The sequence below is a fragment of the Nonomuraea sp. NPDC049637 genome, from assembly GCF_040675235.1.
Lineage (GTDB): Bacteria > Actinomycetota > Actinomycetes > Streptosporangiales > Streptosporangiaceae > Nonomuraea.
This window is the reverse complement of the sequence record NZ_JBFAOM010000013.1, coordinates 110,219-136,284: the sequence shown is the minus strand read 5'-3', so window position 1 is coordinate 136,284 and position 26,066 is coordinate 110,219. Positions and strand designations below refer to the sequence as shown.

The 26,066-nt window shown below is 74.0% G+C and carries 23 protein-coding genes; 10 read left to right on the top strand and 13 right to left on the bottom strand.

Translation table 11 applies throughout. The annotated features are described in order from the left end of the window. Window positions 1-357 carry an STAS domain-containing protein gene (locus AB0J71_RS20180; protein ID WP_352326015.1) on the bottom strand — a complete coding sequence of 119 codons (357 nt, stop codon included), beginning with the start codon at window positions 355-357 and terminating at the stop codon, window positions 1-3. Then, on the bottom strand, window positions 336-1,571 hold the full coding sequence (locus tag AB0J71_RS20175) for a GAF domain-containing SpoIIE family protein phosphatase (protein ID WP_364415401.1): 1,236 nt from the start codon (window positions 1,569-1,571) through the stop codon (window positions 336-338). The genes AB0J71_RS20180 and AB0J71_RS20175 overlap by 22 nt, the downstream gene beginning before the upstream one ends. A gap of 246 nt (window positions 1,572-1,817) precedes the next feature. Between AB0J71_RS20175 and AB0J71_RS20170 the strand changes: the two genes are divergently transcribed. Together AB0J71_RS20170 and AB0J71_RS20165 are read left to right on the top strand one after the other, a co-directional pair. After that, entirely contained in the window at window positions 1,818-5,990 is a 4,173-nt protein-coding gene (locus tag AB0J71_RS20170) for a SpoIIE family protein phosphatase (protein WP_364415399.1), read from the top strand. Beyond that, window positions 5,987-6,313 carry an STAS domain-containing protein gene (locus AB0J71_RS20165; RefSeq protein ID WP_364415397.1) on the top strand — a complete coding sequence of 109 codons (327 nt, stop codon included), beginning with the start codon at window positions 5,987-5,989 and terminating at the stop codon, window positions 6,311-6,313. The genes AB0J71_RS20170 and AB0J71_RS20165 overlap by 4 nt, the downstream gene beginning before the upstream one ends. Before the next feature lie 29 nt (window positions 6,314-6,342). Here the strand turns inward: AB0J71_RS20165 and AB0J71_RS20160 are convergent, their stop codons facing one another. The 9 genes from AB0J71_RS20160 to AB0J71_RS20120 form a co-directional block, all read right to left on the bottom strand. Further along, on the bottom strand, window positions 6,343-7,389 hold the full coding sequence (locus tag AB0J71_RS20160) for an ABC transporter ATP-binding protein (RefSeq protein ID WP_364415395.1): 1,047 nt from the start codon (window positions 7,387-7,389) through the stop codon (window positions 6,343-6,345). Further along, on the bottom strand, window positions 7,371-8,132 hold the full coding sequence (locus AB0J71_RS20155) for an ABC transporter permease (protein ID WP_352327750.1): 762 nt from the start codon (window positions 8,130-8,132) through the stop codon (window positions 7,371-7,373). The genes AB0J71_RS20160 and AB0J71_RS20155 overlap by 19 nt, the downstream gene beginning before the upstream one ends. Window positions 8,133-8,218: 86 nt before the next feature. Beyond that, the gene (modA, locus tag AB0J71_RS20150; protein WP_364415393.1) at window positions 8,219-9,019 is read right to left on the bottom strand and encodes a molybdate ABC transporter substrate-binding protein; all 801 of its coding nucleotides are present in this window, start codon (window positions 9,017-9,019) and stop codon (window positions 8,219-8,221) included. 10 nt (window positions 9,020-9,029) lie between these two features. Then, a complete protein-coding gene (locus tag AB0J71_RS20145) occupies window positions 9,030-9,443 on the bottom strand; it encodes a helix-turn-helix transcriptional regulator (RefSeq protein WP_352327748.1) in 414 nt (137 codons plus the stop codon). Between the two features lie 151 nt (window positions 9,444-9,594). Continuing rightward, on the bottom strand, window positions 9,595-10,752 hold the full coding sequence (locus tag AB0J71_RS20140; protein WP_352327747.1) for a Cmx/CmrA family chloramphenicol efflux MFS transporter: 1,158 nt from the start codon (window positions 10,750-10,752) through the stop codon (window positions 9,595-9,597). Between the two features lie 309 nt (window positions 10,753-11,061). After that, window positions 11,062-12,852, bottom strand: coding sequence for an ABC transporter permease (locus tag AB0J71_RS20135; RefSeq protein ID WP_364415391.1), 1,791 nt, complete (start codon window positions 12,850-12,852; stop codon window positions 11,062-11,064). Window positions 12,853-12,857: 5 nt separating this feature from the next. Further along, complete coding sequence (locus AB0J71_RS20130; protein WP_364415389.1) at window positions 12,858-13,586, bottom strand: ABC transporter ATP-binding protein; 729 nt, start codon at window positions 13,584-13,586, stop codon at window positions 12,858-12,860. Next, entirely contained in the window at window positions 13,583-14,116 is a 534-nt protein-coding gene (locus AB0J71_RS20125) for a PadR family transcriptional regulator (RefSeq protein ID WP_352327744.1), read from the bottom strand. Before AB0J71_RS20125 ends, AB0J71_RS20130 begins: the two co-directional genes overlap by 4 nt. Window positions 14,117-14,400: 284 nt before the next feature. Beyond that, window positions 14,401-14,988 (bottom strand): TetR/AcrR family transcriptional regulator, encoded by a 588-nt coding sequence (locus AB0J71_RS20120; RefSeq protein ID WP_352327743.1) that lies wholly within the window; start codon window positions 14,986-14,988, stop codon window positions 14,401-14,403. Between the two features lie 100 nt (window positions 14,989-15,088). Between AB0J71_RS20120 and AB0J71_RS20115 the strand changes: the two genes are divergently transcribed. Next, on the top strand, window positions 15,089-16,192 hold the full coding sequence (locus AB0J71_RS20115) for an FAD-dependent monooxygenase (protein WP_364415387.1): 1,104 nt from the start codon (window positions 15,089-15,091) through the stop codon (window positions 16,190-16,192). A 71-nt stretch (window positions 16,193-16,263) separates the two neighbouring features. Here AB0J71_RS20115 and AB0J71_RS20110 read toward each other — a convergent pair whose 3' ends face one another. Both AB0J71_RS20110 and AB0J71_RS20105 read right to left on the bottom strand, forming a co-directional pair. Beyond that, the gene (locus AB0J71_RS20110; RefSeq protein WP_364415385.1) at window positions 16,264-17,478 is read right to left on the bottom strand and encodes a hypothetical protein; all 1,215 of its coding nucleotides are present in this window, start codon (window positions 17,476-17,478) and stop codon (window positions 16,264-16,266) included. 153 nt (window positions 17,479-17,631) lie between these two features. After that, entirely contained in the window at window positions 17,632-19,272 is a 1,641-nt protein-coding gene (locus AB0J71_RS20105) for a bifunctional metallophosphatase/5'-nucleotidase (protein WP_364390286.1), read from the bottom strand. 112 nt (window positions 19,273-19,384) lie between these two features. Here AB0J71_RS20105 and AB0J71_RS20100 point away from each other — a divergent pair, with 112 nt between their 5' ends. The 7 genes from AB0J71_RS20100 to AB0J71_RS20070 are packed head-to-tail and all read left to right on the top strand — an operon-like array spanning window position 19,385 to window position 25,929. Then, complete coding sequence (locus tag AB0J71_RS20100) at window positions 19,385-20,248, top strand: MurR/RpiR family transcriptional regulator (RefSeq protein WP_364390288.1); 864 nt, start codon at window positions 19,385-19,387, stop codon at window positions 20,246-20,248. 8 nt (window positions 20,249-20,256) lie between these two features. Further along, a complete protein-coding gene (locus tag AB0J71_RS20095; protein ID WP_364415383.1) occupies window positions 20,257-21,492 on the top strand; it encodes an extracellular solute-binding protein in 1,236 nt (411 codons plus the stop codon). Next, the gene (locus tag AB0J71_RS20090) at window positions 21,483-22,367 is read left to right on the top strand and encodes a sugar ABC transporter permease (protein ID WP_364415381.1); all 885 of its coding nucleotides are present in this window, start codon (window positions 21,483-21,485) and stop codon (window positions 22,365-22,367) included. Before AB0J71_RS20095 ends, AB0J71_RS20090 begins: the two co-directional genes overlap by 10 nt. Continuing rightward, entirely contained in the window at window positions 22,364-23,167 is an 804-nt protein-coding gene (locus tag AB0J71_RS20085; RefSeq protein WP_352325783.1) for a carbohydrate ABC transporter permease, read from the top strand. Before AB0J71_RS20090 ends, AB0J71_RS20085 begins: the two co-directional genes overlap by 4 nt. A 10-nt stretch (window positions 23,168-23,177) precedes the next feature. Next, complete coding sequence (locus AB0J71_RS20080) at window positions 23,178-23,924, top strand: SIS domain-containing protein (RefSeq protein WP_364415378.1); 747 nt, start codon at window positions 23,178-23,180, stop codon at window positions 23,922-23,924. After that, entirely contained in the window at window positions 23,921-24,943 is a 1,023-nt protein-coding gene (locus AB0J71_RS20075; RefSeq protein WP_364415376.1) for a hypothetical protein, read from the top strand. The genes AB0J71_RS20080 and AB0J71_RS20075 overlap by 4 nt, the downstream gene beginning before the upstream one ends. Further along, the gene (locus AB0J71_RS20070; protein WP_352325780.1) at window positions 24,940-25,929 is read left to right on the top strand and encodes a BadF/BadG/BcrA/BcrD ATPase family protein; all 990 of its coding nucleotides are present in this window, start codon (window positions 24,940-24,942) and stop codon (window positions 25,927-25,929) included. The genes AB0J71_RS20075 and AB0J71_RS20070 overlap by 4 nt, the downstream gene beginning before the upstream one ends. The last annotated feature ends 137 nt before the right edge of the window (window positions 25,930-26,066 follow it).

Sequence of the window (26,066 nt, the reverse complement as noted above, 5' to 3'; positions counted from 1 at the left end):
TCACTGCAGGGCGGCGACGGCCTTGTCGACGCTGTCGTGGAAGGACAGCAGACGGGTCAGCCCCATGATCTTGAACGGGTGCTCGATCTCCGGGCTGAGCCCGGCCAGCGCCAGGCCGGCGCCCGCGTCCTGGGCCCGCTGATGGGCGCTGACCAGCACGGAGATGCCGGTGGAGTCGCAGAACCGCAGCCCCGACATCTCGATCACCAGGCCGTCGCCCGGCGCGAGGCCGAGCTCGTCCAGGGCCTCGTGCAGGCGGGGGGAGGTGTGGTGGTCGAGGTCGCCGGCCACCGCGAGGATGCGGATGCGCCCCGAAGGGGGCTGGGAGGTGATGGTCAGACCGTGGTCGTGCTGCACTGGGGCTCCTCAGAAGAGACGCCCGTCGAGCGGGCGGGGACGGACAGGGCGAGCACCGCGGTGTCGTCCGACACGCCGTCGCCGAGGGTCGTGATCAGTTTGTGCACCGTGGCCAGCAGGCCGTCGGCGCTGGTGGGGGCGGCGGCGGCCAGGTAGGCGGCCAGGCCCTCCTCGTCGAGCCTGGCCCCGGTGCCGGTGCGCGCCTCGGTCAGGCCGTCGGTGTAGAGCAGGAGCGCGTCGCCGGGCCCCAGACGGGTGCTCACCTGGGCGAAGTACGGGTCGCGCAGGATGCCGATGAGCTGCCCGCCCTCGGGATGGACGGCCTCGACCGCGCCCGCGGCGCGCACCACCAGCGAGGGCGGATGTCCCCCGCCGGCCAGGGTGACCTCGAAGCCGCCGTCCACCGGGTCGAGCACCCCGAAGACCGCCGTGCAGTACGGCGGCGGCATGACCTGACCGGCGTGCTCCTGCTGCAGGACCGCGTCCAGGTTGGCCAGCACCGCGCACGGGTCGGGGTCGTAGACGGCGGCGGCGCGCAGGGTGTAGCGGACGAGCGAGGTCAGCACGGCCGCGTCGGCGCCCTTGCCGCAGACGTCCCCGAGGAAGAACGCCCAGCGGTTGCCGTCGAGCGGGAACAGGTCGTAGAAGTCGCCGCCGACCTCGTCCACCGAGACGGGATGGTAGGCGGCGGCCGCGCGCAGGCCCGGCACCTCCGGCAGGGTGTGCGGGACGAGCGTCTGCTGCAGGGTGCGCGCCAGGCGCTCGGCGTCGGCGCGCAGCCCGCGCTCGGTGGCCAGGGTGCGCGAGGCGGCCAGGCGCAGCTCCAGCTCGTCCGTGACCAGGGCGGCCAGGTCCCGCAGAGCGCTGACGTCCTCGTCGGCGGCCTGCCGGGGACGGACGTCCATGACGTTGACGCTGCCCACGCAGCTGCCGTCGGGGACGGTGATCGGGGCCGCCGCGAAGAAGCGCACGCCGGTCCCGCCGGGCGGATCGGCGGCCGTCGCCGGGTCGGCCGTGACGTCCGGGATCACGCACACCTCGCCCCGCGCGAGCACGGCGGAGTACAGGCTCTCCGCGCAGCCGCCGGGGAACGGGCCGTGGGCGGCCATCCGGCGCACCCCCTCGTCGCCGGCGAACGTCACGGTCGCCATGGGGGCGTGGAACATGCGCGCCGCCAGCGAGGCCACCCGGTCGAGCGTCGCCTGGCCCGGCACGGCGGGGAGTTCGTGCCGCTGGAGGGCCGCCCCGCGGTGCGTGTCATCGGCGGTGCTGACGTCCGGCTCCTTCCGCTCGCTCCGCCGGCACAGGCGCCGAGCAGGGGCGGAGGGCCGACCCCCGGAGTCATTTGCCCTATTCTACCTACGGTCGAGGTGATATCTGACCTGCTGGTCCACGGCCGCGGCCGCATCACCGGCGCGAGGCGGGGTAGACGCGCCCGCAGCGAACAAGGGGGAAGCCGGATGACACACGACGACCACGGTGAGCGGCGGCCGGCGGCGGCCGGTGCCGGGATCTTCACCGTGGACGACGAGGTCGGCCGCGACCTGGCCGCCGTCGACTGGGAGGCCACCCCGCTCGGCCCTCCGGAGCACTGGCCGCAGAGCCTCCAGACGGCGGTCAGCATCCTGCTGTCGTCCCGGTTCTCCATGTGGATGGCGTGGGGGCCGGAGCTGACGTTCTTCTGCAACGCCGCCTACCGCCGCGACACGCTGGGCCAGAAGTACCCGTGGGCGCTGGGCCGGCCGGCCCGCGAGGTGTGGGCGGAGATCTGGGACGACATCAGCCCGCGGATCGACGCCGTCCTGTCCACCGGGAAGGCGACCTGGGACGAGGCGCTGCTGCTGTTCCTGGAGCGGGCCGGCTACCCGGAGGAGACGTACCACACCTTCTCCTACAGCCCGCTGCGCGACGACCACGGCTCGGTGGTCGGCATGCTCTGCGTGGTCAGCGAGGAGACCGAGCGGGTCATCGGCGAACGCCGTATGGCCACCCTGCGCGATCTCGGCTCCGACCCCAGCGTGGTCCGCACCGAGCAGGAGATGCTCGCCTTCGCCTGCCGCCAGCTCGGCCGCAACCTTCAGGACCTGCCCTTCACCCTGACCTACCTGTTCGACGGCGACGGCCGGGCGCGGCTGGCCGGCTCGACCGGACTGCCCGCCGGGCATCCGGCCGCCCCGGCCGTCCTCCCGCCCGGCGACCCGGACGCGGTCTGGCCGGTCCAGGCCCCGGCCCGCGGCGAGCCGGCGCTCGTGGCGCTCGACGCGGCCCCGTACGCCGGGCTGCCGCCGGGGGACTGGCCGGAGCCGCCCACGCACGCGCTGGTGATGCCGCTGCTGCAGCAGGGAGGCATGCCGTACGGGTTCCTGGTGGCCGCGCTCAACCGCTACCGCGCCCTGGACGACGGATACCGCGGGTTCGTCGAGCTGGCCGCGGGGCACGTCGCCACCGGCATCTCCTCGGCCCGCAGCTACCAGGCCCAGCAGCGGCGGGCCGAGGAACTGGCCGAGCTCGACCGGGCGAAGACCGTCTTCTTCTCCAACATCAGCCACGAGTTCCGCACGCCGCTCACCCTGATCATGGGCCCGGTGCAGGAGCTGCGGAACACGCTGGCCGGGGCCGCCCCCGAGGTGCGCCAGGACCTGGAGGTCGTGCACCGCAACGCCCTGCGCCTGGGCCGGCTCGTCAACACGCTGCTCGACTTCTCCCGGATCGAGGCCGGCCGCATGCAGGCCCGCTACGAGCCGGTCGACCTGGCGGCGGTGACCGCCGACCTGGCCAGCGTCTTCCGCTCGGCGGTCGACAAGGCCGGCCTGTCCTTCGAGGTGGACTGCCCGCCGCTGGACGAACCGGTCTACATCGACCGGACCATGTGGGAGAAGGTCGTGCTCAACCTGCTGAGCAACGCGCTGAAGTTCACCTTCGACGGCTCGATCGCCGTCCAGGTGGGCGTGCGCGACGGGCAGGCCGTGGTGACCGTCTCCGACACGGGCATCGGCGTCCCGGCCGAGGAGCTGCCGCGGCTGTTCGAACGGTTCCACCGCATCGAGAGCGCCCGCTCGCGCTCCAACGAGGGCAGCGGCATCGGGCTGGCCCTCGTCCAGGAGCTCGTCGGCCTGCACGGCGGCACGATCACGGCCGAGAGCGCCGAGGACAAGGGCACGACCTTCACCATCCGGCTGCCCTTCGGCGCCGACCACCTCCCGGCCGGGAGCCTGGTGCCGGCCCGCCCGGCGGAGCCGGTCTCGTCCGGCGCCGAGCCGTTCGTCCAGGAGGCGCTGCGCTGGCTGCCCGAGGACGACGTCACCGGCGCGGGCACGTCCTCGGACGTCTCGGCGGACGGCGGCGGCGCGCCGGGGCCGAGCGGCGGCCCGCCGGCCCGGGTGCTGATCGCCGACGACAACCGGGACATGCGCGAGTACCTGGCCCGGCTGCTCAAGGGCGCCGGCTACCACGTCACCGCCGTCGGCGACGGTCTCCAGGCGCTGGACGCCGTGCACGCCGAGGAGCCCGACCTCGTGGTCAGCGACGTGATGATGCCGCGCCTGGACGGCCTGGCCCTGGTCGCGGCCCTGCGGGCCGACCCGCGCACCGCCGGCGTGCCGGTGCTGCTGCTGTCGGCGCGCGCGGGGCAGGAGGCCTCGATCGAGGGCCTGGCGGCGGGCGCCGACGACTACCTGGTCAAGCCGTTCTCCGCGGCCGAGCTGCTGGCGCGGGCACGGGCCAACGTGGAGCTGGCGCGGCTGCGCAACCATCACGCCCGCTGGCGCAACGCCATGATCGACTCCTTGCAGGAGGCGTTCTTCGTGACCGACGAGGACGGCGCGGTGATCGAGATCAACTCGGCGTTCACCGACATCCTCGGCTACGGCCCCGACGGCCTGCCCTACCGGCCCCGGCACCCCTGGTGGCCGGACGAGCGGCGCGACCCGCAGGCCCACGGCCTGGTCGCCGAGGCGTTCGGCCGGCTCGTCGGCGAGGGCAGGGGCAGCGCGGTCATCCCCGTCACCCACCGCGACGGGCACCAGGTGTGGGTCGCGGTCACGTTCAACTCGGTCACCGACCCCGACACCCGGCGGCGCCGCGTCGTGGGCACCCTGCGGGACGTGACCGCCGAGCACTACCTCGTGCAGCGCGAGAGCGCGCTCGCCGCGCTCGGCCTGCGCGTCTCGCAGGCCGACAACCTGAACGACGCCCTGGCCGGCGGCCTTGACGCCCTCCAGGAGGTCTGGCACGCCCGCCAGGTGGCAGCCGTCGTCTGGGACGAGGACGCCTCGCGCGGCGTGGTCACCGCGCCGTCCGGCCCGGCCTGGCAGGACCTGCCGGAACAGGTGCGGGCCAGGCTCACGGGCCTGCGCGAGCAGCCGCCCCTGCGGGCCGTCGCCGCCGAGACGGACGGGGCCGGCATCACCCTGGACCACCCCGAGGGCCTGCTCGCCGTCTGGATCGACCTGGGCCAGAACCGGCCGTTCACCCAGGAGGACCAGACCCTGCTGGCGCTGCTGGCCGGCCACCTGGGCCAGGCCCTGCACCGGGTGCACCAGCTCGACCAGCAGCGCGAGGCGGCCGTGGCGCTCCAGCGCGCCATCCTCGGCCCGTCCCGGCTGCCCAGCGGCTTCGCCGTGCGCTACGAGCCGGCCAGCCGCCCGCTGGAGGTCGGCGGCGACTGGTACGACATCGTGCCGCTGTCCGGCCAGCGCATCGGGATCGTCGTCGGCGACTGCGTGGGGCGCGGGCTGGAGGCGGCGGCCGTCATGGGACAGCTGCGCAGCGCGTGCCGGGCCCTGCTGCTCCAGGACGCCGGGCCCGCCCAGGTGTTCACCGCGCTCGACCGGTTCGCCGCGCTCATCCCGGGCGCCAAGTGCACCACCGTCTTCTGCGGCGTCCTGGACACCGCCACCGGCGACCTCGTCTACTCCAGCGCCGGCCATCCCCCCGGCATCCTGGCCCACGCCGACGGCAGCACCGAGCTGCTGGAGGGCGGCCGCTCGACCCCGCTGGCCGTACGGTCGGCCCGCGGGCGCACCGAGGCCAGGTGCACCATGCCGCCCCGGTCCACCCTGCTGCTCTACACCGACGGGCTGGTCGAGCGGCGGCGGCGTCCGCTGACCGCGGGCATCGGCGAGGCCAGCACCGCCGTCCAGGTCGGGCGGTCCACCCCGATCGAGGAGCTGGCCGGCGACGTCATGTCGTCCCTCACCCCGGACGGCGGCTTCAACGACGACGTCGCGCTGCTGCTCTACCGCCAGCCCGCCCCGCTGGAGATGGACTTCCCGGCCGAGTCGAGCCAGCTCGCCCCCGTGCGCTCGGCGCTGCGGGAGTGGCTGGCCCGCTGCCAGCTCACCCCGTTGCTGGCGCAGAACGTGCTCGTGGCGGCGGGGGAGGCGTGCGCCAACGCGATCGAGCACGGCCACCGCAACGCCCCCGGCCGGACGATCCGCCTGCGGGCCGTCGCGACCCCCGGCGACCTGCGGCTCACCGTCGCCGACACCGGCCGCTGGAAGCCGCCTGAGCCGGAGGCGAACCCGCACCGGGGCCGGGGCGTGGCGCTCATGCGGGCCCTGATGAACGAGGTCACCATCGAACCCGGCGCGGCCGGAACCACCGTCGACATGCAAGCGAGGATCAGCTCATGACCACCCCTCTGACCCTTGCTGCCTCGACGCGGCCGGACGGCACCCGGGTCCTGGCCGCCGCCGGCGAGATCGACATGAGCAACGCCGGGGCCCTGGAGGAGGCGCTGGCCGAAACCGGCGACAGCATGGTGCTGGTCGACCTGAGCGAGGTGGAGTACCTGGACAGCGCGGGCCTGACCGTGCTGTTCACGCACGCCGCGCGGATCCGGCTCGTCGCCAACCCGGTGCTCGAACCCGTCCTGACGATCGCCGGCTTCGCCGACGTCGCCGCCATCCAGGAGATCACGTACGTCGACCCGTCCCAGGACGGCCGGCACTCCTGAAACGGCAAGGCCCTTCGGCTCGCCGGCGTTCAGGCCGGGTAGGCGTGCGTCTCGGTGGCCTTGACCGAGGCCCAGATCCGCTGGCCGGGGGTCAGGTCGAGGTCGGCGACGGCGGCGGGGGTGATGTCGGCGAAGGCCGTCAGGGGGCCGTCGAGGTGCACGCGCACGTTGTCGCCGTGCCGTTCGATGCCCTCGATCCGGGCGTGCCACAGGTTGCGCGGGCTGCCGTCGGGGCGGCTGCGGTACAACGCCACGGCGGCGGGCGGGAAGGCCACGAACGCCGGCCCGTCGAGCTCCTCCGACGTGTGCAGCAGCACCTCGCCGACCCTGACCCGCACGCCCTCGGCCACGCCGCGATAGAGGTTGAGCCCGACCAGTCGGGCCACGTAGTCGGTGCGCGGATGGCGGGCGACCTCGGCCGGCGGGCCCTCCTGCACGACCGTGCCGTGCTCGATGACGATCAGCCGGTCGGCCAGCACCATCGCGTCGAGCGGGTCGTGGGTGACCAGCACGGTCGCGCCCGCGAAGTCGGCCAGGTGACGGCGCAGGTGGGAGCGGATCTCCAGCCGGGTGTGGGCGTCGAGCGCGGCCAGCGGCTCGTCCAGCAGCAGCAGCTCGGGCCGTACGGCCAGCGCGCGGGCGAGGGCGACCCGCTGCGCCTGCCCGCCGGACTGCCGCCGCGGCGTGGGGGCGGCGTGGGCGGCGAGCCCGACCCGCTCCAGCAGGGCGGCGGCCGTCCGGCGGGCCTCGGCCTTGGGCACGCCCTGGCAGCGCGGCCCGAAGGCGACGTTGTCGAGCGCCGACAGGTGCGGGAAGAGCAGGTAGTCCTGAAAGACCATGCCGATCGGGCGGCCCTCGGCGGGCAGCGTGTGCAGCGGCGCGCCGCGCAGGCTGATGTGCCCGCCGGTCATCGGGGTGAGCCCGGCCAGGGCGCGCAGGGCGGTGGTCTTGCCGGCGCCGTTGGGGCCGAGCAGCGCCACCACCTCGCCGGCGGCGACCCGCAGACAGACGTCGAGGGTGAAGGCCGGCCGGGTGACCACCAGCCGGGCGTCGAGGGTCACGGCGCGCTCACCCACCGGTCGCGCAGGCTCGCCAGGATGACCACCGAGACGGCCAGCAGCACCAGGCTGAGCACGATCGCCGCCTCCGGCTCGGTCTCCAGCGCCAGGTAGACCGCCAGCGGCATCGTGCGGGTGGTGCCGGGGAAGTTGCCGGCGAACGTGATCGTCGCCCCGAACTCGCCCAGCGCCCGCGCCCAGCACAACACGGCCCCGGCCACCACGCCCGGCATCACCATGGGCAGCGTCACCCGGCGGAACACCGTCCAGCGGGAGGCGCCGAGCGTCGCGGCGGCCTCCTCGAAGCGCTGGTCGGCGCCGCGCAGCGCGCCCTCCACGCTGATCACCAGGAAGGGCATCGCGACGAACGCCTCGGCGACGATCACCCCGGCCGTCGTGAACGGCAGCGTGACGCCGAAGGCGGACTCCAGCCACTGCCCGGCCAGGCCGCGCCGCCCCAGCACCAGCAGCAGCGCCACGCCGCCGACCACCGGCGGCAGCACCAGCGGCACGGTGACCAGCGCGCGCACCAGCCGCCGCCCCGGGAACGACACCCGGGCCAGCAGCCAGGCCAGCGGCACGCCGAGCAGCAGGCAGAAGACCGTGGCGACGGTGGCGCACAGCAGCGACAACCGCAGCGCCTCCAGCACGTGCGGCTCGGCCAGCCGCCGGAGCAGCGTGGACCAGGGGGCCCGGATCAGCAGCCCGGCCAGCGGCAGCACCAGGAACGCCAGCCCCGCCAGCGCGGGCACGACCAGCATCCACGGCGCCCGCCCGGAGATCTCACGGCCCGCGGCCGGACGCCCGGCGGGCGGGTCCGCCGGGCCCGGACGCCGGAGGCGGGCGGTCACGGGGCCTCGAAACCGGCCCTGGCCAGGACGTCCTTGCCCTGCTGGGACAGCACCAGGTCGACGAACTGCTTGGCCAGGGCGCCGGCCGGGGCCTTGGCCAGGGCCGCGATCGGGTAGTCGTTGACCGCCTGGGCGGCCTCGGGGAAGTCGATGCCGGTCACCTTGCCGCCGGAGGCGATCACGTCGGTCCGGTAGACCAGCGCGGCGTCCACCTCGCCCAATTGCACCTTGGTGAGGGTGGCCTTGACGTCCTGTTCCAGGGTCACCGGCGTGACCTTGAGGCCGGCCGCGCCGAGCGCCTTGACCGCGGCGGCCCCGCACGGCACCTGCTCGGCGCAGAGCGCCACCTTCACCGCGGGGTCGGCCAGGTCCTTCAGCTCGTCGACCTTGGCCGGGTTGGCGGCGGGCACCGCGATCTGCAGCCTGTTGCGGACGAACGTGGCCGGGGCGCCCGCGAGGGAGGCGTCGGTGACCGTCTTCATGGTGGCCGGGCTGGCGGCGGCGAACACGTCGGCCGGGGCGCCCTGGACGATCTGCTGGGCCAGCGTGGCGCTGGAGCCGAAGTTGAACCTGACCGTCGTTCCCGGATGGGCGCTCTCGAAGCTCTTGCCGAGCTCGGTGAACGTGCCGGTCAGCGAGGCCGCCGCGAACACCGTCACCTGCCCGGCGGCCCGGCCGGCCGACGCGGCGGGAGCGGACGAGGCGGACGTGGCCGGCGTGCCCGAGCCGCAGCCTGCCAGGCCGGCCAGCGCGAACGCGACGGGCAGGGCGATCGTCGAAAGACGCCTGAACACCAAGGGGGGCTCCTCACACCTGACTGGCCACGCGCTCGTGACCGGGGACCTCCACGACGACGTTGGTGGACTTGATCACGGCGACCGCCACCACCCCCACCTGCAGGCCCAGCTCGTCGGCCGCCTGCCGGCTCATCAGCGACACCACGCGGAACGGCCCGGCGGCGATCTCCACCTGGGCCATCACCGCGTCGCGGATCACCTCGGTCACGATCCCGCGGAAGCGGTTGCGCGCCGAGGAGCGGCCGCCCTCGCCGTCGGACTCGATCTGCGCACGGGCGAAGGCCGCCAGGTCGGCGCCGTCGACCCGCCGGTGGCCGTGCTCGTCGCGCTCGGCCGCCAGCCGGCCCGCGTCGACCCACCGCCGGACGGTGTCGGAGCTGACCCCGAGCAGCGCCGCGGCCTCGCTGATCCGGAACGTCGTCACAAGCCCACACCCTACCTTCCGCATATGCGACCCTGAAGCCCGGACAAGCTATGCAACAGCGACACGATCACCGGGCATGTCGTCGCATTCACGAGAGCAGGCCCGGCGACCGCGTCTGGTCACTGCCGCCGGACCATCTTCCCGTCCCCGGTCAGCGCGGCGTGACGCTCGCCGGCGACCTGTGGACGACGGCCGCCACGGCGAGCGCCACGACCACCAGCAGGGCGCTGACCCACAGCGCCGACCGGTAGCCCAGCCCGGCGGCGATGGCCGCGCCGCCGATCGCCGGGCCCGCGGTGGCGCCCACGTTGAGCGCCGCCGTGGCGAAGGAGCCGCCGAGCGAGGGTGCCGCGGCGGCGGCGTACAGGACGCGGGCGATCAGGGTCGAGCCGACCGCGAAGGACAGCGCGCCCTGGACGAAGACCAGCACGAACGCCGCGGCCGGCACGTCCGCCGCGACCGCGAACAGCGCCCATCCGGCCGGCAGCGCGAGCCCGCCCGCGACCAGGACCAGCGCCGGCCGCGCGTCCGACAGCCGGCCCGCGGCGGTCACCCCGGCGAACGACCCCAGCCCGAACAGCGCGAGCAGCACCGGCACCCACCCGTCGGAGACGCCGCTCACCTCGGTGACCAGCGGCGACAGGTAGGTGAAGGTGCAGAAGGTGGCGGCGTTGACCAGCGCGCCCAGCGCCAGCGCGACCAGCAGGCGCGGCTCGCGCAACGCCCGCAGCTCCTGCCGGGCCCGCGGACGGGCGCTCTCCTGCCCGCCGGCCGGCACCGACCGCACGACGGCGAGCACAGCCGGCAGCGACACCAGCGCCACCGCCCAGAACGCCGACCGCCAGCCGAACGCCTGGCCGAGCACGGCGCCCGCGGGCACCCCGGCGACGCACGCCAGCGTGATCCCGCCGAGCAGGACGGACGTGGCCCGGCCCTTGGCGTCGGGAGCGGCCATGCCGGCCGCCGTCGCCAGGCCGACGGCGAGGAATCCGGCGTTGGCCAGCGCACCGAGAACGCGGGTGACCAGCAGCACGGCGAAGTCGGTGGTGAGCGCGCCCGCCACGTGCACGAGCACGAAGGCGAGGAGGAAGACGAGCAACGCCTGCCGGCGGGGCCAGCGAAGGCTGAGCAGCGCCATGAGCGGCGCCCCGACGACCATGCCCGCGGCGAACGCGGACGTCAGCGCGCCCGCGGCCGGGACGGACACGCCCAGGTCGGCGGCGATGGCCGGAACCAGCCCGGACAGCATGAACTCCGACGTTCCCTGGGCGAACACGGCCAGCCCGAGAACGTAGATGGCGAAAGGCACGAGCGGTACTCCAAAAACAGCACGAAGGAACGCGGCGCGCCGGCGGCACAACGAGGCGCGGGCGCTACCGCGAGGAGGAAAGGCCCGGGTTCGACGCCACGACGGTGGCGGAACAGCCGGGAGGAACCGGTCCGTACGAAGGTGATCGGATGCCGGAAGGACGCGCGGTCTTAGGGACGGCGCGGCCGCAGGACATCACGAGAAGCCACCGACGATCGGTGGCTAGCGTCTTGACGCCTCGGGACCGGACACGCGCCACACCCTAGCCGCAGATCATGCAAGCCGTCCACCGGGTTCCCGCGCGGCCGGTCACGCGGTCTCGGCGCTGAGTGCCTGGGCCACCGGCCGGCGGGCCGCCAGCCGGGCGGGCAGGGCGACGAACGCCGCGGTCGTCAGGAGGGTGGCCAGCGCGGCGCCGGCCAGCCACGACAAGGGGGCCTGCACCGAGTTGCCGGCCGCGAAGAGCGAGAGCAGGCCGAGGCCGAGGGGGACGCCGACGACGGCGCCGGGCAGGCTGGGCAGCAGCTGGGCGCTGGACAGGCCCGCGGCGACCTGCCCGGGGGTGGCGCCGAGCGTGCGGGCGACGGCCATGGTGGCGCGCGCCTCCATGGCGGTGGTCCAGGTGAGCGTGACGGTGTTCACGACGGCGAGGACGACCAGCAGGACGGTGACGGCGAGCATCAGCCGGCGGTCGTGCTCGCCGCGCAGATTGGGCAGCACGGAGGAGCCGTCCAGGCCGTAGCCCCGCTCCGGCTGGACGTGGAGGGTCAGCAGGGCGACCATCGCGATCACCGTGGTGGCGGTGGAGCAGGCCTGGAGCACCGCCCGGCCGGGCCGGCGGGCGGTCAGGCGCAGCCCGAGCAGGAGCGGCGTGGGCAGCAGCGCCGACAGGGCGGTGATCCAGGGCCGGTGACGGGGCGGCCGCGCGGTCGCCGACAGCGCGGTGACGGTGGCCGTGCGCATGGCGCGCAGCGTGGGACGCAGCGTGGACAGCACCGCGACCACCACGGCGAGGACGGTCGCGGTGACCACGACGGAGCCGCCGAGCTCGGCCGCGTCACCGATCCGGCTGGCCGTGGGGGCGGCCAGGGCGGGCGCGGTCAGGCGGGCGATCGCCAGCCCCAGGGCGTCGCCTGCCAGCGCGAGAGCCAGGTACTCGGTGAGCAGGACGGTGGCGATCAGCCCGGGGGTGGCGCCGACGGCCTTGAGCAGCCCGGCCCGGCGCGTCTGAGCGGCGGCGCGCCCGGCCGCCAGCGCCGCGACCCCGGTGACGGCCAGGAAGCTGAGCAGCCAGCTCCCGACCACCAGGATCGGCTGGCTGTCCTTGAGGATGACGGTGTCCTGCTCGGCCGTGAACTGCCAGGAGTGGAAGTTGACCGGCAGCTCCGGGTCGCGGTGCGCGTCGCGGAACGCCTCGGTGGCGGCGGGGTCGCGCAGCTTGAGGTCGATGGCCGTGGTGACCGGCAGGCGCCGGGCGGCGGCCAGCGTGCGGGCGTCCGCGCTGGTCAGCCAGGCCAGGCCGGCGTAGTCGCTGGGGCCGCCGCCCGGCCCGATCTGCGCCGCCCAGGGGTAGACGGGGGTGGCCGCGGTGACGGCGATCCCGACGACGGGGTACGGCCGGCCGGCGATGGTGACGCGGTCGCCGACCCCGACGTCCAGGGCGGTGGCGAAGCCGCGTTCGAGGACGGTTCCGCCGGGCCGTACCCACCGGCCCGAGGTCACCAGCGGCCGGTTGACCGGGCCCGGCCGCTCGGCGAAGCCGTGCACCACCACCTGGGACGACGTCGAGCCGCGCGCGGTGAGGTCGGCGTAGACGATGCGGTAGGGGCCGTGGTGGGCGACCACGTCGGGGGCGTCGGCCAGCGAGGCCAGGGCGGAGGTCGCCGCGCGGCCCGAGCCGCCGGACAGCGCCACCACGTCCGGCCCGGCGGTGGCCGCGCGGGTCTGTGCGTACAGGGACCGGCCGGCGTCGCCCAGGGACAGGCCCAGCGCCATCGTCGCGGTGGCCACGGTCACCGCGAGCAGCAACATCGCGGCCTGGACGCGGTGCCGCCGCACGTCGGCCAGGACCAGCCGGGTGACGAGCACGACGGTGCCCATGACGTTCAGTCCTCCAGCCCGATCAGGCCGCCCAGCCCCCGCGGGCGGGCGGCGGCCAGGTGGGTGTCGTCGACGAACATGCCGTCGCGCATCGAGACCAGCCGGTCGGCGGTGGCCGCCACCCGCTCGTCGTGCGTGACGATCACGAGGGTCTGCCCGGCGGAACGCAGCTCGCCGAAGATCCTCAGCACGTCGAGGGTGGCGGCGCTGTCGAGATTGCCGGTGGGCTCGTCGGCCAGCACCACCAGCGGCTCGTTGACCAGCGCGCGGGCGACGGCGACGCGCTGGCGCTGGCCGCCGGACAGTTGCGAGGGCAGGTGCCGGGCGCGGGCGGCGAGGCCGACCCGGTCCAGCAGCGCGTCCGCGCGCCGCCTGGCCTGGCGGCGCGAGCGGCCGGCCAGCAGCGCGGGCAGCTCGACGTTCTCGGCCGCCGACAGCTCCTCCACCAGGTGGAACGCCTGGAAGACGAAACCTATTGACCGGCGTCGCAGGCGGGCCAGGGCTCGCTCGCTCAGCGTGTCGATGCGCCGGCCGGCCAGCCACACCTCGCCGCCGGTGGGCCGCTCCAGGCCGCCCAGCAGGTGCAGCAGGGTGGACTTCCCGCAGCCGCTGGGGCCGGTCACCGCCAGCGTCTGCCCCTGGGGGACCTCCAGGTCGACCTCGTCTACCGCGCGGACCCGGCTCTGCCCGTGGCCGTGCGTCTTCAGCAGGCCGCGGGCCCCTAACACGATCATGCGCCCTCGTCTTCGTCTTCGGCCCGGGACCAGGTGCGTTCGCAGGCGTCCAGCCAGCGCAGGTCGGCCCGCAACCGGAGCACGACCCCCTCCAGCAGCAGGCCGGCGGGTGATCCGGGCGGTTCGTCCAGCGCCGCCTGCTGGACCTCGCGCAGGCGGCGCAGCAGCTCGCGGCGCTGCGCCGCCACCAGCTCGACCGGGTCGGCCAGCCGGGCCGCGGCGGCGGCGGCGAGTTTGAGGTGGAACTCGGCCAGGTCCGGTTTCGGCCAGCCGACCTCGGCGAGCCAGGCGGCCACCCGGCGCTGGCCGTCGGGGGTCAGCGCGTAGACCTTGCGGTCGGGCCGCTCGGGGAGGCCGTCGGCCCGTTCGCAGGCGACCAGCCCGGCCTTCTCCAGCCTGGCCAGGGTCACGTAGATCTGGCCGGGGTTCATCGACCCGCCCAGCGGGCCGAGGTGGTGCCGCAGGCGGGCGCGCAGGTCGTAGCCGTGCGACGGCTCCTTGGCGAGCATCGCCAGCACCGCGTCCTGCACGGCCCCACCCCCCTAACGGTTAGCCAATAGATAGCGGTTAGCCGTAGGGGGTGTCAAAACCTGCTCGGACGGTCGCGGCCTGATCATCCACCGGCCCAGGCCGTACATCGCCAGGCCGAGCAGGACGAACCCGGCGGCGACCGGGTGACGCAGCCCGGCAGGCAGGTGGCCGGGAACCAGGAGCGGCGCAGCAGGTCGGTCCCGCTGTCGAGGCCGCCCCGGCTACCGCACCCAGCCCCCGGAGGCGATGATCGCCAAGGCCGCCCGGGGGATCGTCGCCGCGCTCACCCGACCAGCCCGAACCGGGTGGTGATGGCCCGCAGCCCCTCGACCACGTCGGCGGCCGAGGGTGCGGCCTGCGGGTCGTTGAGCCACTGGGCCATCACCCCCAGCAGCAGCGCGAGCTGCACCGAGCCGACGGCGCGCACCTCGCCGTCGCCGATCTCCTCCTCCGGCACCCCGGTGAGCTGGGCGGCCATGCCGCGCCGCCCCTCGCGCTGACCGGCCACGAGCTGTTCGCGCAGCTCCGGCGAGTGCTCCGCCTGGACCAGCGCCTCCAGGTTGGCCAGCCACAGCGTGCGGTGCTCGTTGACCGAGCCGACCAGTTGCTCCCACAGCGCCTCGAAGCTCTCGGCGGGCGACCTGCCGGGGTCGTGGAGGGCGGCCAGCGCCGCGCCGACCTGCTCTCCCCATTCGCCCATGGCCTCGACCAGGGCCGCGTTGAGCAGCGCCTCGCGCGAGCCGAAGTGGTAGCCGATGGCGGCCATGCTCACGCCCGACGCCGTGGCGATGTCGCGGACGGTGGTGCGCCCCCAGCCCTTCTCCTCCAGGCAGCGCCGCGCCCCGGCCAGCAGGTCTTCGCGATTTCCCATGGCCGGAAGCCTAGCACGTACGCATCAGACGATGGTCTTGCGCATTTGCCCAAAATCTGCGTACGGTGGGGAGCGTTCACCGACGAAAGAGGACATCCCGATGCGAATCCTGATCTCCGGCGGCAGCGTCGCCGGCCCCGCCCTCGCCTACTGGCTGAACCGTCACGGCCACCAGGTCACCCTCGTCGAGCGCGCCCCGGCCCCGCGCGGCGGCGGCGCGGCCATCGACTTCCGCGGCTCGGCCCTGGGCGTGCTGGAGCGCATGGGCCTGCTGGCCGAGATGCGCCGGCACGCGACCACGATGACCTCCATGACGCTGGTCGACGAGGCCGGCGACGCGCTGGCCGTGCTGCCCGCCACCGCGATCTCCGGCGAGCTGGAGGTGCTCAAGTCCGACGTCACGAAGGTGCTGTACGAGGCCACCCGCGACACCGTCGAGTACCTGTTCGACGACACCGTCACCGCCCTCGACCAGGACGCGGCGGAGGTGCGGGTGCGGTTCGAGAAGGCCGCGCCGCGCGCGTTCGACCTGGTGGTCGGCGCCGACGGGATGCACTCCAAGGTGCGCGCGCTCGCCTTCGGCCCCGAGTCGCGCTACGTGCGCGGCCTCGGCATCTACGGCGCGCTGTTCACCACCGGCAACATCCTGGACCTGCGGGACGCGGGCCTGATGCACAACACCCCCGGCCGCAGCGCCATGGCCTTCACCGCCCACGGCAACACCGAACTGCGGGTCGGCCTGTCGTTCGCCGCCGACGACCTGGTCTACGACCGGCGCGACCGCGCCCAGCAGGAACGCCTGGTGGCCGAGCACTACGCGGGAGCGGGCTGGCAGGTGCCCCGGCTGCTGGCGGCCATGCGGGAGGCCGAGGAGTTCTTCTTCGACTCCTCCGGCCAGGTCGTGATGGACACCTGGACCAACGGCCGGGTCACGCTGCTGGGCGACGCGGCCTACTGCGCGGCGCCGACCTCCGGCCGCGGCACCTCGCAAGCCCTGATCGGCGCGTACGTGCTGGCCGGGGAGCTGGCCGAGGGGCCCGACCACGCCACGGGCCTGGCCGCCTACGAGCACCGGTTGCGCGACTACGTCGAGCGCAACCAGCGGCACGGCCGGGCCGCGGCCCGCTGGTTCTTCGGCACGCCGGACGAGCCCATGCCGGACGAGGCCGACGACGCGGTCCCGCTCAAGGAGTACGCGCTCTGAGGTCGTGGCCGAAGACCCACGGCGGCTCGGAGCCGCCGACCCGGGAGATCGGCGGCGGGTTCGTCCGCGATTCAGCCGGTCTTGCGGATGGCCAGGCCGTGGTCGCCGCCGGCGGCGATGAACGTGAGCCCCGGCCCCCACGCGTTCGGCCTCGGCGGCATCGGCACCGGGACGCCGGTGCCCGTCTGGCCGGAGTTGTACTGCCCCCAGCCGTACGCCTCGCCGCCGCCGGTCAGGGCCAGGCCGAAGGCGCACCCGGCGGCGACGTCCTTGACGTCCGACAGGCCCGGGACGAGCTGCGGCTGCTTGACGAGCGCGCCGGTGAAGGCCACCTGGGCCTCGGTGTTGTCGCCCCAGCCCCACACGTTGCCCGACCCGTCCACCAGGTAGCTGTGCCGGCAGCCCGCGGCCACCGCGCGCACCTGGCCGTACCTGCCGACGACGTGCACCGGGCTGTAGGACGCGGTGACGGAGGTGGTGCCGTTGCCGAGCTGGCCGGAGTTGTTGGCGCCCCAGGCCAGCAGCGTGCCGTCGGAGCGGACGGCCAGCGAGTGGGAGAACCCGGCGGCGATGTCGTAGACCGGCCCGCTCTCGCCGCCCAGGCCGGGCAGCACGGTGGGGCTCGCCTTCGCCGCGTTCGTGCCGTCGCCGAGCTGGCCGCGCGAGTTGTCCCCCCAGACCAGCACGCTGAAGTCGTTCCGCAGCGCCATGCTGTGGAACCAGCCGGCCTCGATGTGGGTGATGCCGCGCAGCTCGCCGACCGGCTGCGGGGTGGCGTACGAGCCGCCGAACGCGCCCAGCCCGAGCTGCCCGTCGTTGTTGACGCCCCACGCCCAGACGTGGCCGTCGCCGGTGCGCGCCAGGCTGAACCCCCAGCCCGCCGCGACCTCCACGACCCCGGTCAGGCCCTGGACCTTGACCGGGACGTTGCTGTCGGTGTGACCGCCGTCGCCGAGCTGGCCGTTGTTGTTCTGCCCCCAGGCCCAGACCGAGCCGTCGGCCGCGATGGCCAGGGAGTGGGTGAGGCTGCCGGCGACCTCGGTGAAGCCCTGCTCCTCGGCGCGTACCTTGACGGGGAGCTGCTGGTCGGCGTACCCGCCGTCGCCGAGCTGCCCGAAACCGCCCTTGCCCCAGGCGATGGCGTGCGTGGCGGGCGGCGCCGCCTGTGCTGTCGCCTGTGCTGTCGCCTGGGCCGGGACGGCTGCCGTGAGCGCGGCGGCCGCCACGGCCGCCACCAGGACGGCCCGCGATCGTCTGCCGAGCCTCCTCGGGATGGAGAGCTGCATCTGACCTCCTCATGGTCCGGGCGCCGTCGGACGACGACGCCTCAGACCATGGGCGTTCCGCGGCGTTCCATCCCGTTCCATCCGCAGGCCGCCCGCGCCGCCGTACGGGTGCACCCGGCCGGCAGCCGCGCCCGCCGGGAGCGGGGGAGGCGGTCAGTTCACCCGGGTGACCCGGTTCAGGGCCGGGGCGGGCAGCGGGCTCCTGGCCCGGATGTAGGACTCGAACGCCTCGATGTCGCGGACCTTCTCCACCCGCTCGGTGCCCTCGGTCAGCACCGAGAAGCCGTCGCCGCCGGTCGCGATGAAGGAGTTGGCGGTCAGGCGGTACTTCGCGGCGGGGTCGACGACGACGCCGTTGAGCTTGATGCTCGCCGGGTCGATCCGGTCGCAGGCGGGCCTGGCGTTGTCGTAGGTGTAGGTGAGCCCCTGGGAGACGCCGAGCACGCGCGCGGTGCCCTGGCCGCACCACTGCTGCTCCAGCAGCCGTTCGAGCTGGGCGCCGGTGAGCGTCATGGTGACGAGCATGTTGCCGAACGGCTGGACGCGCAGCGCCTTGCCGTGCGTCACCAGGTTCGACATCTCGTTGCCGGTGGGATTGACGATCAGGTCGCCGCCGATGCCGCCGCCGTAGGGCGGCTGGACGGCGATCTGGGCGCCGCCGTTCTCGGCGGCGGAGGTGGCGAACAGGCGGGCGTCGGCCAGGGCGTGGCCGACGGTGGACTCGCCGGCGGCGTTGCGCTGGGCGGTCAGGTCGCGGGCGAGCAGGCCGACCGGCCGGTCGAGCAGCTTCTGCGCCTGCTCGTCGGTCCGGCGGCGCAGGGCGGCGATGCGGGCGTCGGGCTTGATGTCATGGGTGACGGTGATGTTCTCGGCCTTGGCGGAGGTCGGGTTGCCGGTCGCCCGGTCGACGGTCAGCACGACCTTGGTGAGCTCGCGCGTGTGGGCGGAGGTCTGCGTGACCGGGATGCCGTTGACCAGGCAGTTGTACGGGTTGTGCGTGTGCCCGGAGATCACGGCGTCGACCTCGGGGTCGAACCGCTGCACGATGTCCTTGATGGGCCCGGCCAGGTTGTTGCACTCGTTGGGCAGGCCGCCGCCGGTCTGCCCGCCGCCCTGGTGGATCAGGACGACGATCGTGCGCACGCCCTTGGCCTTGAGCTCGGCGGTGTAGGTGTTGACCGCCTCGGCCTCGTCGCGCCCCTCCAGCGGCTTGGTGGGGCCGGGGGCCTCGTTGAGCGCGTTCTTGTAGTCGACGCCGATGATGCCGACCTTGACGCCCTTGACCTCCTTGACGATGTAGGGCGTCAGCGCGGGCCTGCCGGTGGTGGTGTCGACGATGTTGGCGCCCAGGTAGGGGAACGCGGCGCCCTTGAAGCCGGGCAGCGCGCATCCGTCGATCGGGTGGCAGCCGCCGTTCTCCATCCGGCGGAACTCGGCGATGCCCTCGTCGAACTCGTGGTTGCCGACGCTGGAGGCGTCCAGGCGCATCATGTTCAGCGCCTGGACGCCCGGCTCGTCGTGCAGGGCGGTGGCGTTCATGGTGCTGGAGGAGTAGTTGTCGCCGGCCGAGAGCCGCAGCGTGCCGTCGGGGTTGTCGCGCTGGAGCCGGTCCATGTGGGCGGCCAGGTACTCGGCCCCGCCGGCCTCGACCGGCCCGGACGGCGTCATGGCGAAGCTGGTCGGGAAGCCGGAGTGGAAGTCGTTGAAGGCCAGTAACTGGATGTCCACGGCGTCGGCGCGGGCGGGCAGCAGGCTGGTGCTGCCGAGCACCAGCGCCATGAGGAGGTTGCGCATGGCCACGAAAGTGACATAGTCCCATCGAGTCACACAAGAGGGAAATTTTCTAACATTGGACGTCGAATGTGAACTATTGACATACCTTGCGGGAAGCGGGAGGGTTCCTCCCATGTCACCGATCCTGGCCAGAATCCGAGGGATCGAGCCCACCCTCACGGCCACCCACCGGCGCATCGCCGAGACGATCCTCGCCGAGCCCGCCACCGTGGCCGCCTCGACCATCGGGGAGCTGGCGGAGCGGTGCGGCACCTCGCTCACCACCGTCACCCGCTTCTGCCGGCAGCTCGGCCTGGCCGGCTACCCCGAGCTCAGGCTGGCGCTCGCCGCCGAACTGGGCCGCAACGACGCCGCCCCGCGCGAGCAGGGCCTGATCGCCTTCTCCCCGGACGACCCCGCGAGCCTGGTGCTGCGCAGCCTGCTGGCCAGCGACCTGCGCGCCATGGAGGAGACGGCGGCCCAACTCGACCTCCAGGCCGTGGACCGGGCCGCCGAGGCCCTGGTACGGGCCCGGTTCATCGACTTCTTCGCGGTCGCCGGCAGCGCGGGCGTGGCCATGGACCTGCACCTGCGCCTGCACGCCATCGGCCGCCCCGGCGCGTTGTGGACCGACGTGCACAGCGCCGTCTGCAGCGCCAACGCGCGCAACCGCGACGACGTGGCGCTCGGCATCTCCCACTCGGGCACCACGGCCGAAGTGGTCGAGCCGCTGGCCATCGCCAAGCGACGCGGCGCCACCACCGTCGCGGTCACCAACTTCCCCCGCAGCCCGCTGGCCGAGGTGGCCGACATCGTGCTGACCACCGCCGCGCAGGACACCCCCTTCCGCGCCGGCGGCGTGGCCGCCCGCCACACCCAGATGCTCGTCCTGGACTGCCTCTACATCGGCGTCGTCCAGCGCACCCACGAGACCAGCGACCAGTTGCTCACCGCGGCCACCGACGCGGTCAGCAAGCACCGCCTGCCCCCACGCTAGGAGTCCCCATGCGCCTTGCCGCCGCCGCTGTCGCCTTGGCGATGGCGGTCACCGCCTGTGCCCCCTCCGCCACGACGAGTGCCGATTCCGGCAAGATCACCCTCTCGGTCTGGGGCTGGGGCCCCGAGGCGAACTACGACAAGATGTTCGCCGAGTACGAGAAGCTCCACCCCGGCATCGACGTCGACGCCCGCTCGTTCACCACGGCCACCGAGTACGACACCATCCTGTCCACCGGCCTGGCCGGCGACAGCGGCCCCGACCTGGCCTGGCTGCGCGCCGGCGCCAACCTCCAGCCGCTGGTCGAGGCCGGCCGGCTGCTCCCGCTCGACACCAAGGACGTGCCCGGCCTGGCCGCCTACGACGAGAAGGTCCTGCGCTACGCCAAGGGCGACAAGGACGGCAAGGTCTACGGCGTGCCGTTCGCCGTCCAGACCCTCCAGGTGATCTACAACAAGAAGATCTTCGCCGACAACGGCCTCACCCCGCCGAAGACGTACGCCGACATGATCTCCGCGGCCGACAAGCTCAAGGCCAGGGGCATCGTGCCGTTCGCCTTCGGCGGCAAGGACGACTGGATGCTGCCGATCGTGGCCGGCATCTTCGGCACCGCCCACTGGGGCGGCGACGCGTTCATCGCCGACGTCAAGGCCAAGCGCAAGAAGTTCGCCGACCCCCGCTTCGTCGAGGGCATCGACCAGCTCAACAAGCTCAAGCCGTACTTCCCCGACGACGTGGCCGGCGTCTCCTACACCGACGCGCAGATCCTGTTCTCCTCCGGCAAGGCGGCCATGTTCCCCGGCGGCCTGTGGGAGCTGAACTTCTTCGGCGAGCACGCCAAGGACGTCGAACTGGGCGTCTTCACCCCGCCCGCGCCCGAGGGGGAGGGCGTCATGCCCGGCTTCACCGACGGCTCGTACGGCGTCAACGTCAAGACCAGGCACAAGGCCGAGGCGCTGAAGTTCGCCGCCTGGCTGGCCTCCAAGGACTACGGCCAGCTCTACACCGACACCTTGCGCATCTTCTCCGCCGTGCCCGGCGTCACCCCCAAGGACCCGCTGCTCAACGAGGTCTCCGCCACCTTCGCCCAGCACGGCGGCACCTACTTCATGAACGAGTTCGCCTACGGCAACCCGACCTCGGCCACCGTGTTCTCCAAGGCGTTGCAGGAGATGATGCTGGGCCGCATCAGCGCCGAGGAGGCCGCCGAGCAGCTCGACAAGAGCGTGGCCACATGGCTCTAGCCGCCCGGCGGGGATCGTCGTACGTGTTCCTGGTCCCCGCCTTCCTCCTGTACTCGGCGTTCGTGGTCTATCCGCTGTTCACCGGGCTGACCTACAGCTTCTTCTCCTGGAAGGGCACCCTGCGCGACCAGCCGGCCGGGCTGGACAACTACGCGCACCTGCTGTCCGGCGCTTTCCTGGACCAGCTGCTGCCGGCGCTCGGGCACAACTTCCTGCTGTTCGCCGGCACCATGCTGGTGCAGAACACGCTGGGCCTGGCCTTCGCGCTGGCGCTGTTCCGCGTACGGCGTGGCAAGCGGGCCCTGCAGACCATGTTCGCGCTGCCGTACCTGGTCAACCCGCTGGTCATCGGCTACCTGTGGACCCTGCTGCTCAGCCCGGCCTTCGGCCCGGTCAACACGCTGCTCAAGCCGATGGGCCTGGCGATGCCGTGGCTGGGCGACCCCGGCACCGCGCTGCCGACCGTCATCCTGATCACCAGCTGGCAGTGGGTGGGCTTCCCGATGCTGTTGTTCAGCGCCGCGCTCGGCGGCATCCCGCAGGAGTACGCCGAGGCCGCCAGGACCGACGGCGCCGGCTCCTGGCAGGTGTTCTGGCGCGTCACGCTGCCGCTGCTCAAGCCGGCCATGGCCACCGTGACCATCCTCAGCTTCATCGGCAGCATGGGCACCTTCGCCCTGGTCTACGCCCTGGGCGGCTCCAACGGCGCCCCCGCGGGCGCGACCGACGTGCTCGGCCTGCTGTTCTACCGGACCGCCTTCGCCTCGGGCGACGTCAACGCGCTGGGCACCTCCTCGGCGCTGGCGGTCTTCATGTTCACCTTCATCTTCGGCTCGACGCTGCTGCTGGAACGGGTCCTGAGGAGGAAGCCGTGAAGGCCGCGGCGATCCGGGTCCTGCTGTGGGGCTACGCCGTCTTCTCCATGTCGCCGCTGCTGGTCATGCTGCTCAGCTCGCTCCGGCCGACCAGCGAGATCTTCGACCAGCCGCTCGGCTGGCCCAGCGGGCTCGGCAACTACGCCAGGGCCTGGACCGACGCCTCCTTCTCCACGTACGTGGTGAACTCGGCGATCGTCGTGGTCTGCTCGGTGCTGCTGGGCGCGGTGGTGTCGTTGCTGGCGGCGTACCCGCTGGGGCGCCGGGAGTTCCGGGGGCGCGGGCTGTTCGCCGCCTACTTCGTCTCGGGCATGACGCTGCCCGCCCACCTGGGTGTGCTGCCGCTGTTCTACCTGCTGGAGAGCATGGGCCTGGTGGACTCGCTGGCCGGGCTGGTGCTGGTCTACGCGGCCGGGTCGGTGCCGTTCAACGTGTTCGTGCTGACCGCGTTCTTCCGCCAGCTCCCGCACGAGCTCGACGAGGCCGCCGCCCTGGACGGCGCGGGCCCCTTCGCCACCTTCTGGCACGTGCTGCTGCCGCTGGTACGGCCCGCGCTGGCGACCGTGGTGGTCTTCCAGTTCGTGCCGATCTGGAATGACTTCTTCTACCCCCTGGTCCTGATGCGGGACGAGAGCAAGCTGACCCTGCCGGTCGGCCTCACCCACTTCTTCGGCCAGTTCCAGAACGACTGGGGCACGCTCTTCGCCGGCCTGGTGATGACGACGATCCCCCTGGTCGTGCTCTTCATCCTGGCCACGCGCCAGATCGTCGCCGGGCTCACCGCCGGCATGAACCGTTGAGGACAGTTTGATGGATCTTGTGATGGCCTTCGCCGACGAGACGCGCTCGCGGCTGGACCGGCTGATGGCCGAGCAGCTGCCCGCCATCAGGCGCGCGGGCTCGCTGGTCGCGGCGACCGTGCGCGCCGGAGGCGTCCTGCACGCCTACGGCACGGGACATTCCGAGGCGGTGGCGCTGGAGGTGGCGGGGCGCGCGGGCGGGCTCATCCCGACCAACCGGCTCACCCTGCGCGACCCGGTGGTGCTGGGCTCGGCTGATCCCGGCGCGTTCGACCCGCTGGCCGAGCGTGACCCGCGCACCGCCCACCAGGTGCTGGCCCTGCACACGGTGGAGGACTCCGACGCGTTCGTGATCGCCTCCAACTCCGGCGGCAACGGCTCGACCGTGGAGATGGCCCGGCTGGTCAAGGAGCGCGGCCTGCCGCTCGTCGCGATCACCTCGCTGGCCCACTCGACCGCCATCACCTCGCGGCATCCGTCGGGGGAGCGGCTGTTCGAGCTGGCCGACATCGTGATCGACAACCTGGCCCCCTACGGGGACGCCGTCCTGACGACCGGGCACGGCCCGGTCTGCGGCATCTCCTCGATCACCTCGGCGCTGATCGTGCAGCTCATGGTGGCCGAGGCGATCGGCGAGCTGCAGGCGGACGGCACGGTCCCGCCGGTCTACCTGTCGGCCAACATCCCCGGCTCCGACGCGCACAACGACGCCCTGGTGGCCCGCTACGCCGGCCGCATCAGGACGGGCGCGCTGTGAGCCTGACGATCGCCGCCTTCTGGCCGCCCCCGCCCCACGAGACGACGGCCGCCCGCTACCGCGAGATCGCCGAGGCCGGGATCGACCTGGTCATCACCGGCAACTACCTGGGCGACCAGGTGATCCTGCGGCACGCCCTGGCCCGCGCCGAGGAGGCCGGGCTCGGCGTGCTGGTCGCCTCCGACCCGCGGGTGGAGGTGCTCATGCGCGACCTGGACGTGGACCCGGCGCCGCTGATCGCCCAGGTCGTCGAGGACTACCGCCCGTTCCGCTCCTTCCGCGGCCTCAGCCTCATGGACGAGCCGACGGCCGAGCAGTTCCCGCGGCTGGCGGCCGGGGTCGCCGCCGCGCGGGCGGCCGGCGCGTTCGCCTACGCCAACCTGCTGCCGAGCCACGCCACCGGCCCCTACGACGCGTACGTGGGGGAGTTCGCCCGGGTCGTCCGGCCGGACGTGCTGTCCTTCGACCGGTACCCGTTCCTGGCCGGCAGGTTCGACGAGGGCTACCTCGCCGACCTGACCACCGTGCGCGAGCACGCCCGCAGGGCCGGGCTGCCGGCCTGGATGTACGTCCAGACGCTGGCCTACGACGGCCACCGCGAGCCGTCGGCCGCCGAGCTGGCCTGGCAGGTCAACACCGCCCTGGCCTACGGGTACACCGGCATCCAGTACTTCACCTACTGGACGCCCGACCCGGCGCGCGGCGAGGGCTTCCAGCCGGCGCTCATCGGCGGCGACGGCGTGCCGACCGAGCGCTACGGCGTCGTGCGCGACCTCAACACCCGCTGGCTGCGCCCGGTGGCGGCCGAGCTGACCGGCTGGACGTCGGCCGAGCACGCCGGCGACGTCCTGATCGGCCACTACGGCGAGCGGCGGCTGGTCTGCAACGCCCGCTTCGACCGGCCGGCGGAGGTCACGCTCGACGGGATCACGCAGGCGTTCGACCCGGCGACCGGCTCGTACCAGGCGTGCGGCGCCACCGTCATGCTCGCGCCCGGCGCGGCGCGGCTGGTCCGGTGACGCTCTTCGCCGGGGTGGACGCCGGCGGCACCACCACCCGCGCCGCCGTGCACGCGGCGGACGGCACCAGGCTCGGGCACGGCGCCGCCGGCCCCGGCAACCCGGCCGCGCACGGCCCTGAGGCGGCCCGCCTGGCGATCGGGCAGGCCCTGCGCCGCGCGCTCGACGGCGTGGACCCCTCGCTGGTGGCCGCCTCGGTGGCCGGCGTCGCGGGCGGCGACGACGCCTTCGCCGCGACGCTGGGCCGGACGTGGGCCGAGTGCGGCATCGCCGCGCCGCCGCGCATGGTCGGCGACGTGGAGGTCGCCTACGCGGCCGGGACCGCCGCGCCGTCCGGCACGCTGCTGCTGGCCGGGACGGGCGCCGCGGCGGCCCGCTTCTCCGGCCGGACCGTGACCGCGGTGGCCGACGGGCTCGGCTGGCTGCTCGGCGACGAGGGCGGCGGGTTCTGGATCGGCCGGGCGGGGGTGCGCGCGACCGTCCGCGCCCTGGACCGCCCCGGCGAGGCCGTGGACGACGGCCGTCCCGAGGGAGGCATGGGCCGCGCTCCGGGTGCCGGGCTGCCGTACGGGCCGCTGGTGGATCTGGTGAGCGCGCACTTCGGGGTGACGGGCGAGCCGCGGCGGCGGGCGGACCGCATCGTCCGGCTGGCCCAGGCCGACCGGATGCTCGTGGCCGCCGCCGCGCCGCTGGTGTCGCGGGCGGCCGAAGCCGGGGACGAGCGCGCGGCGGGCATCGTCGCCGAGGCCGCTCGGCGGCTGACCGCGACGGCGGCCCGGCTGTCCGGCGACGGGCCGCTGGTGCTGGCGGGCGGCGTGCTGACAGCGGACGGCCCGGTTCGCGCCGCCGTGCTGGCCCGGCTGGCCGGGCGGCGGGTGACGACCGCCCGCGACGCGACGGCCGGGGCGTGCTGGCTGGCCGCCCTCGACCGGCTGGGCGACCGGGCCGCCCACGAACGCTTCACCGCCCTCGCGCCGCCCGGCTAGTACGGTGCCCGGGGCAGCGGGTACCGCCCTGCGCCGCCCCGCTTGTACGGTGCCTGGGGCAGCGGGTACCGCGCCCGTGCCGCCCCGCTTGTACGGTGACCAGGGCAGCGGGTATCGCGCCCGTGCCGCGGAAAGGA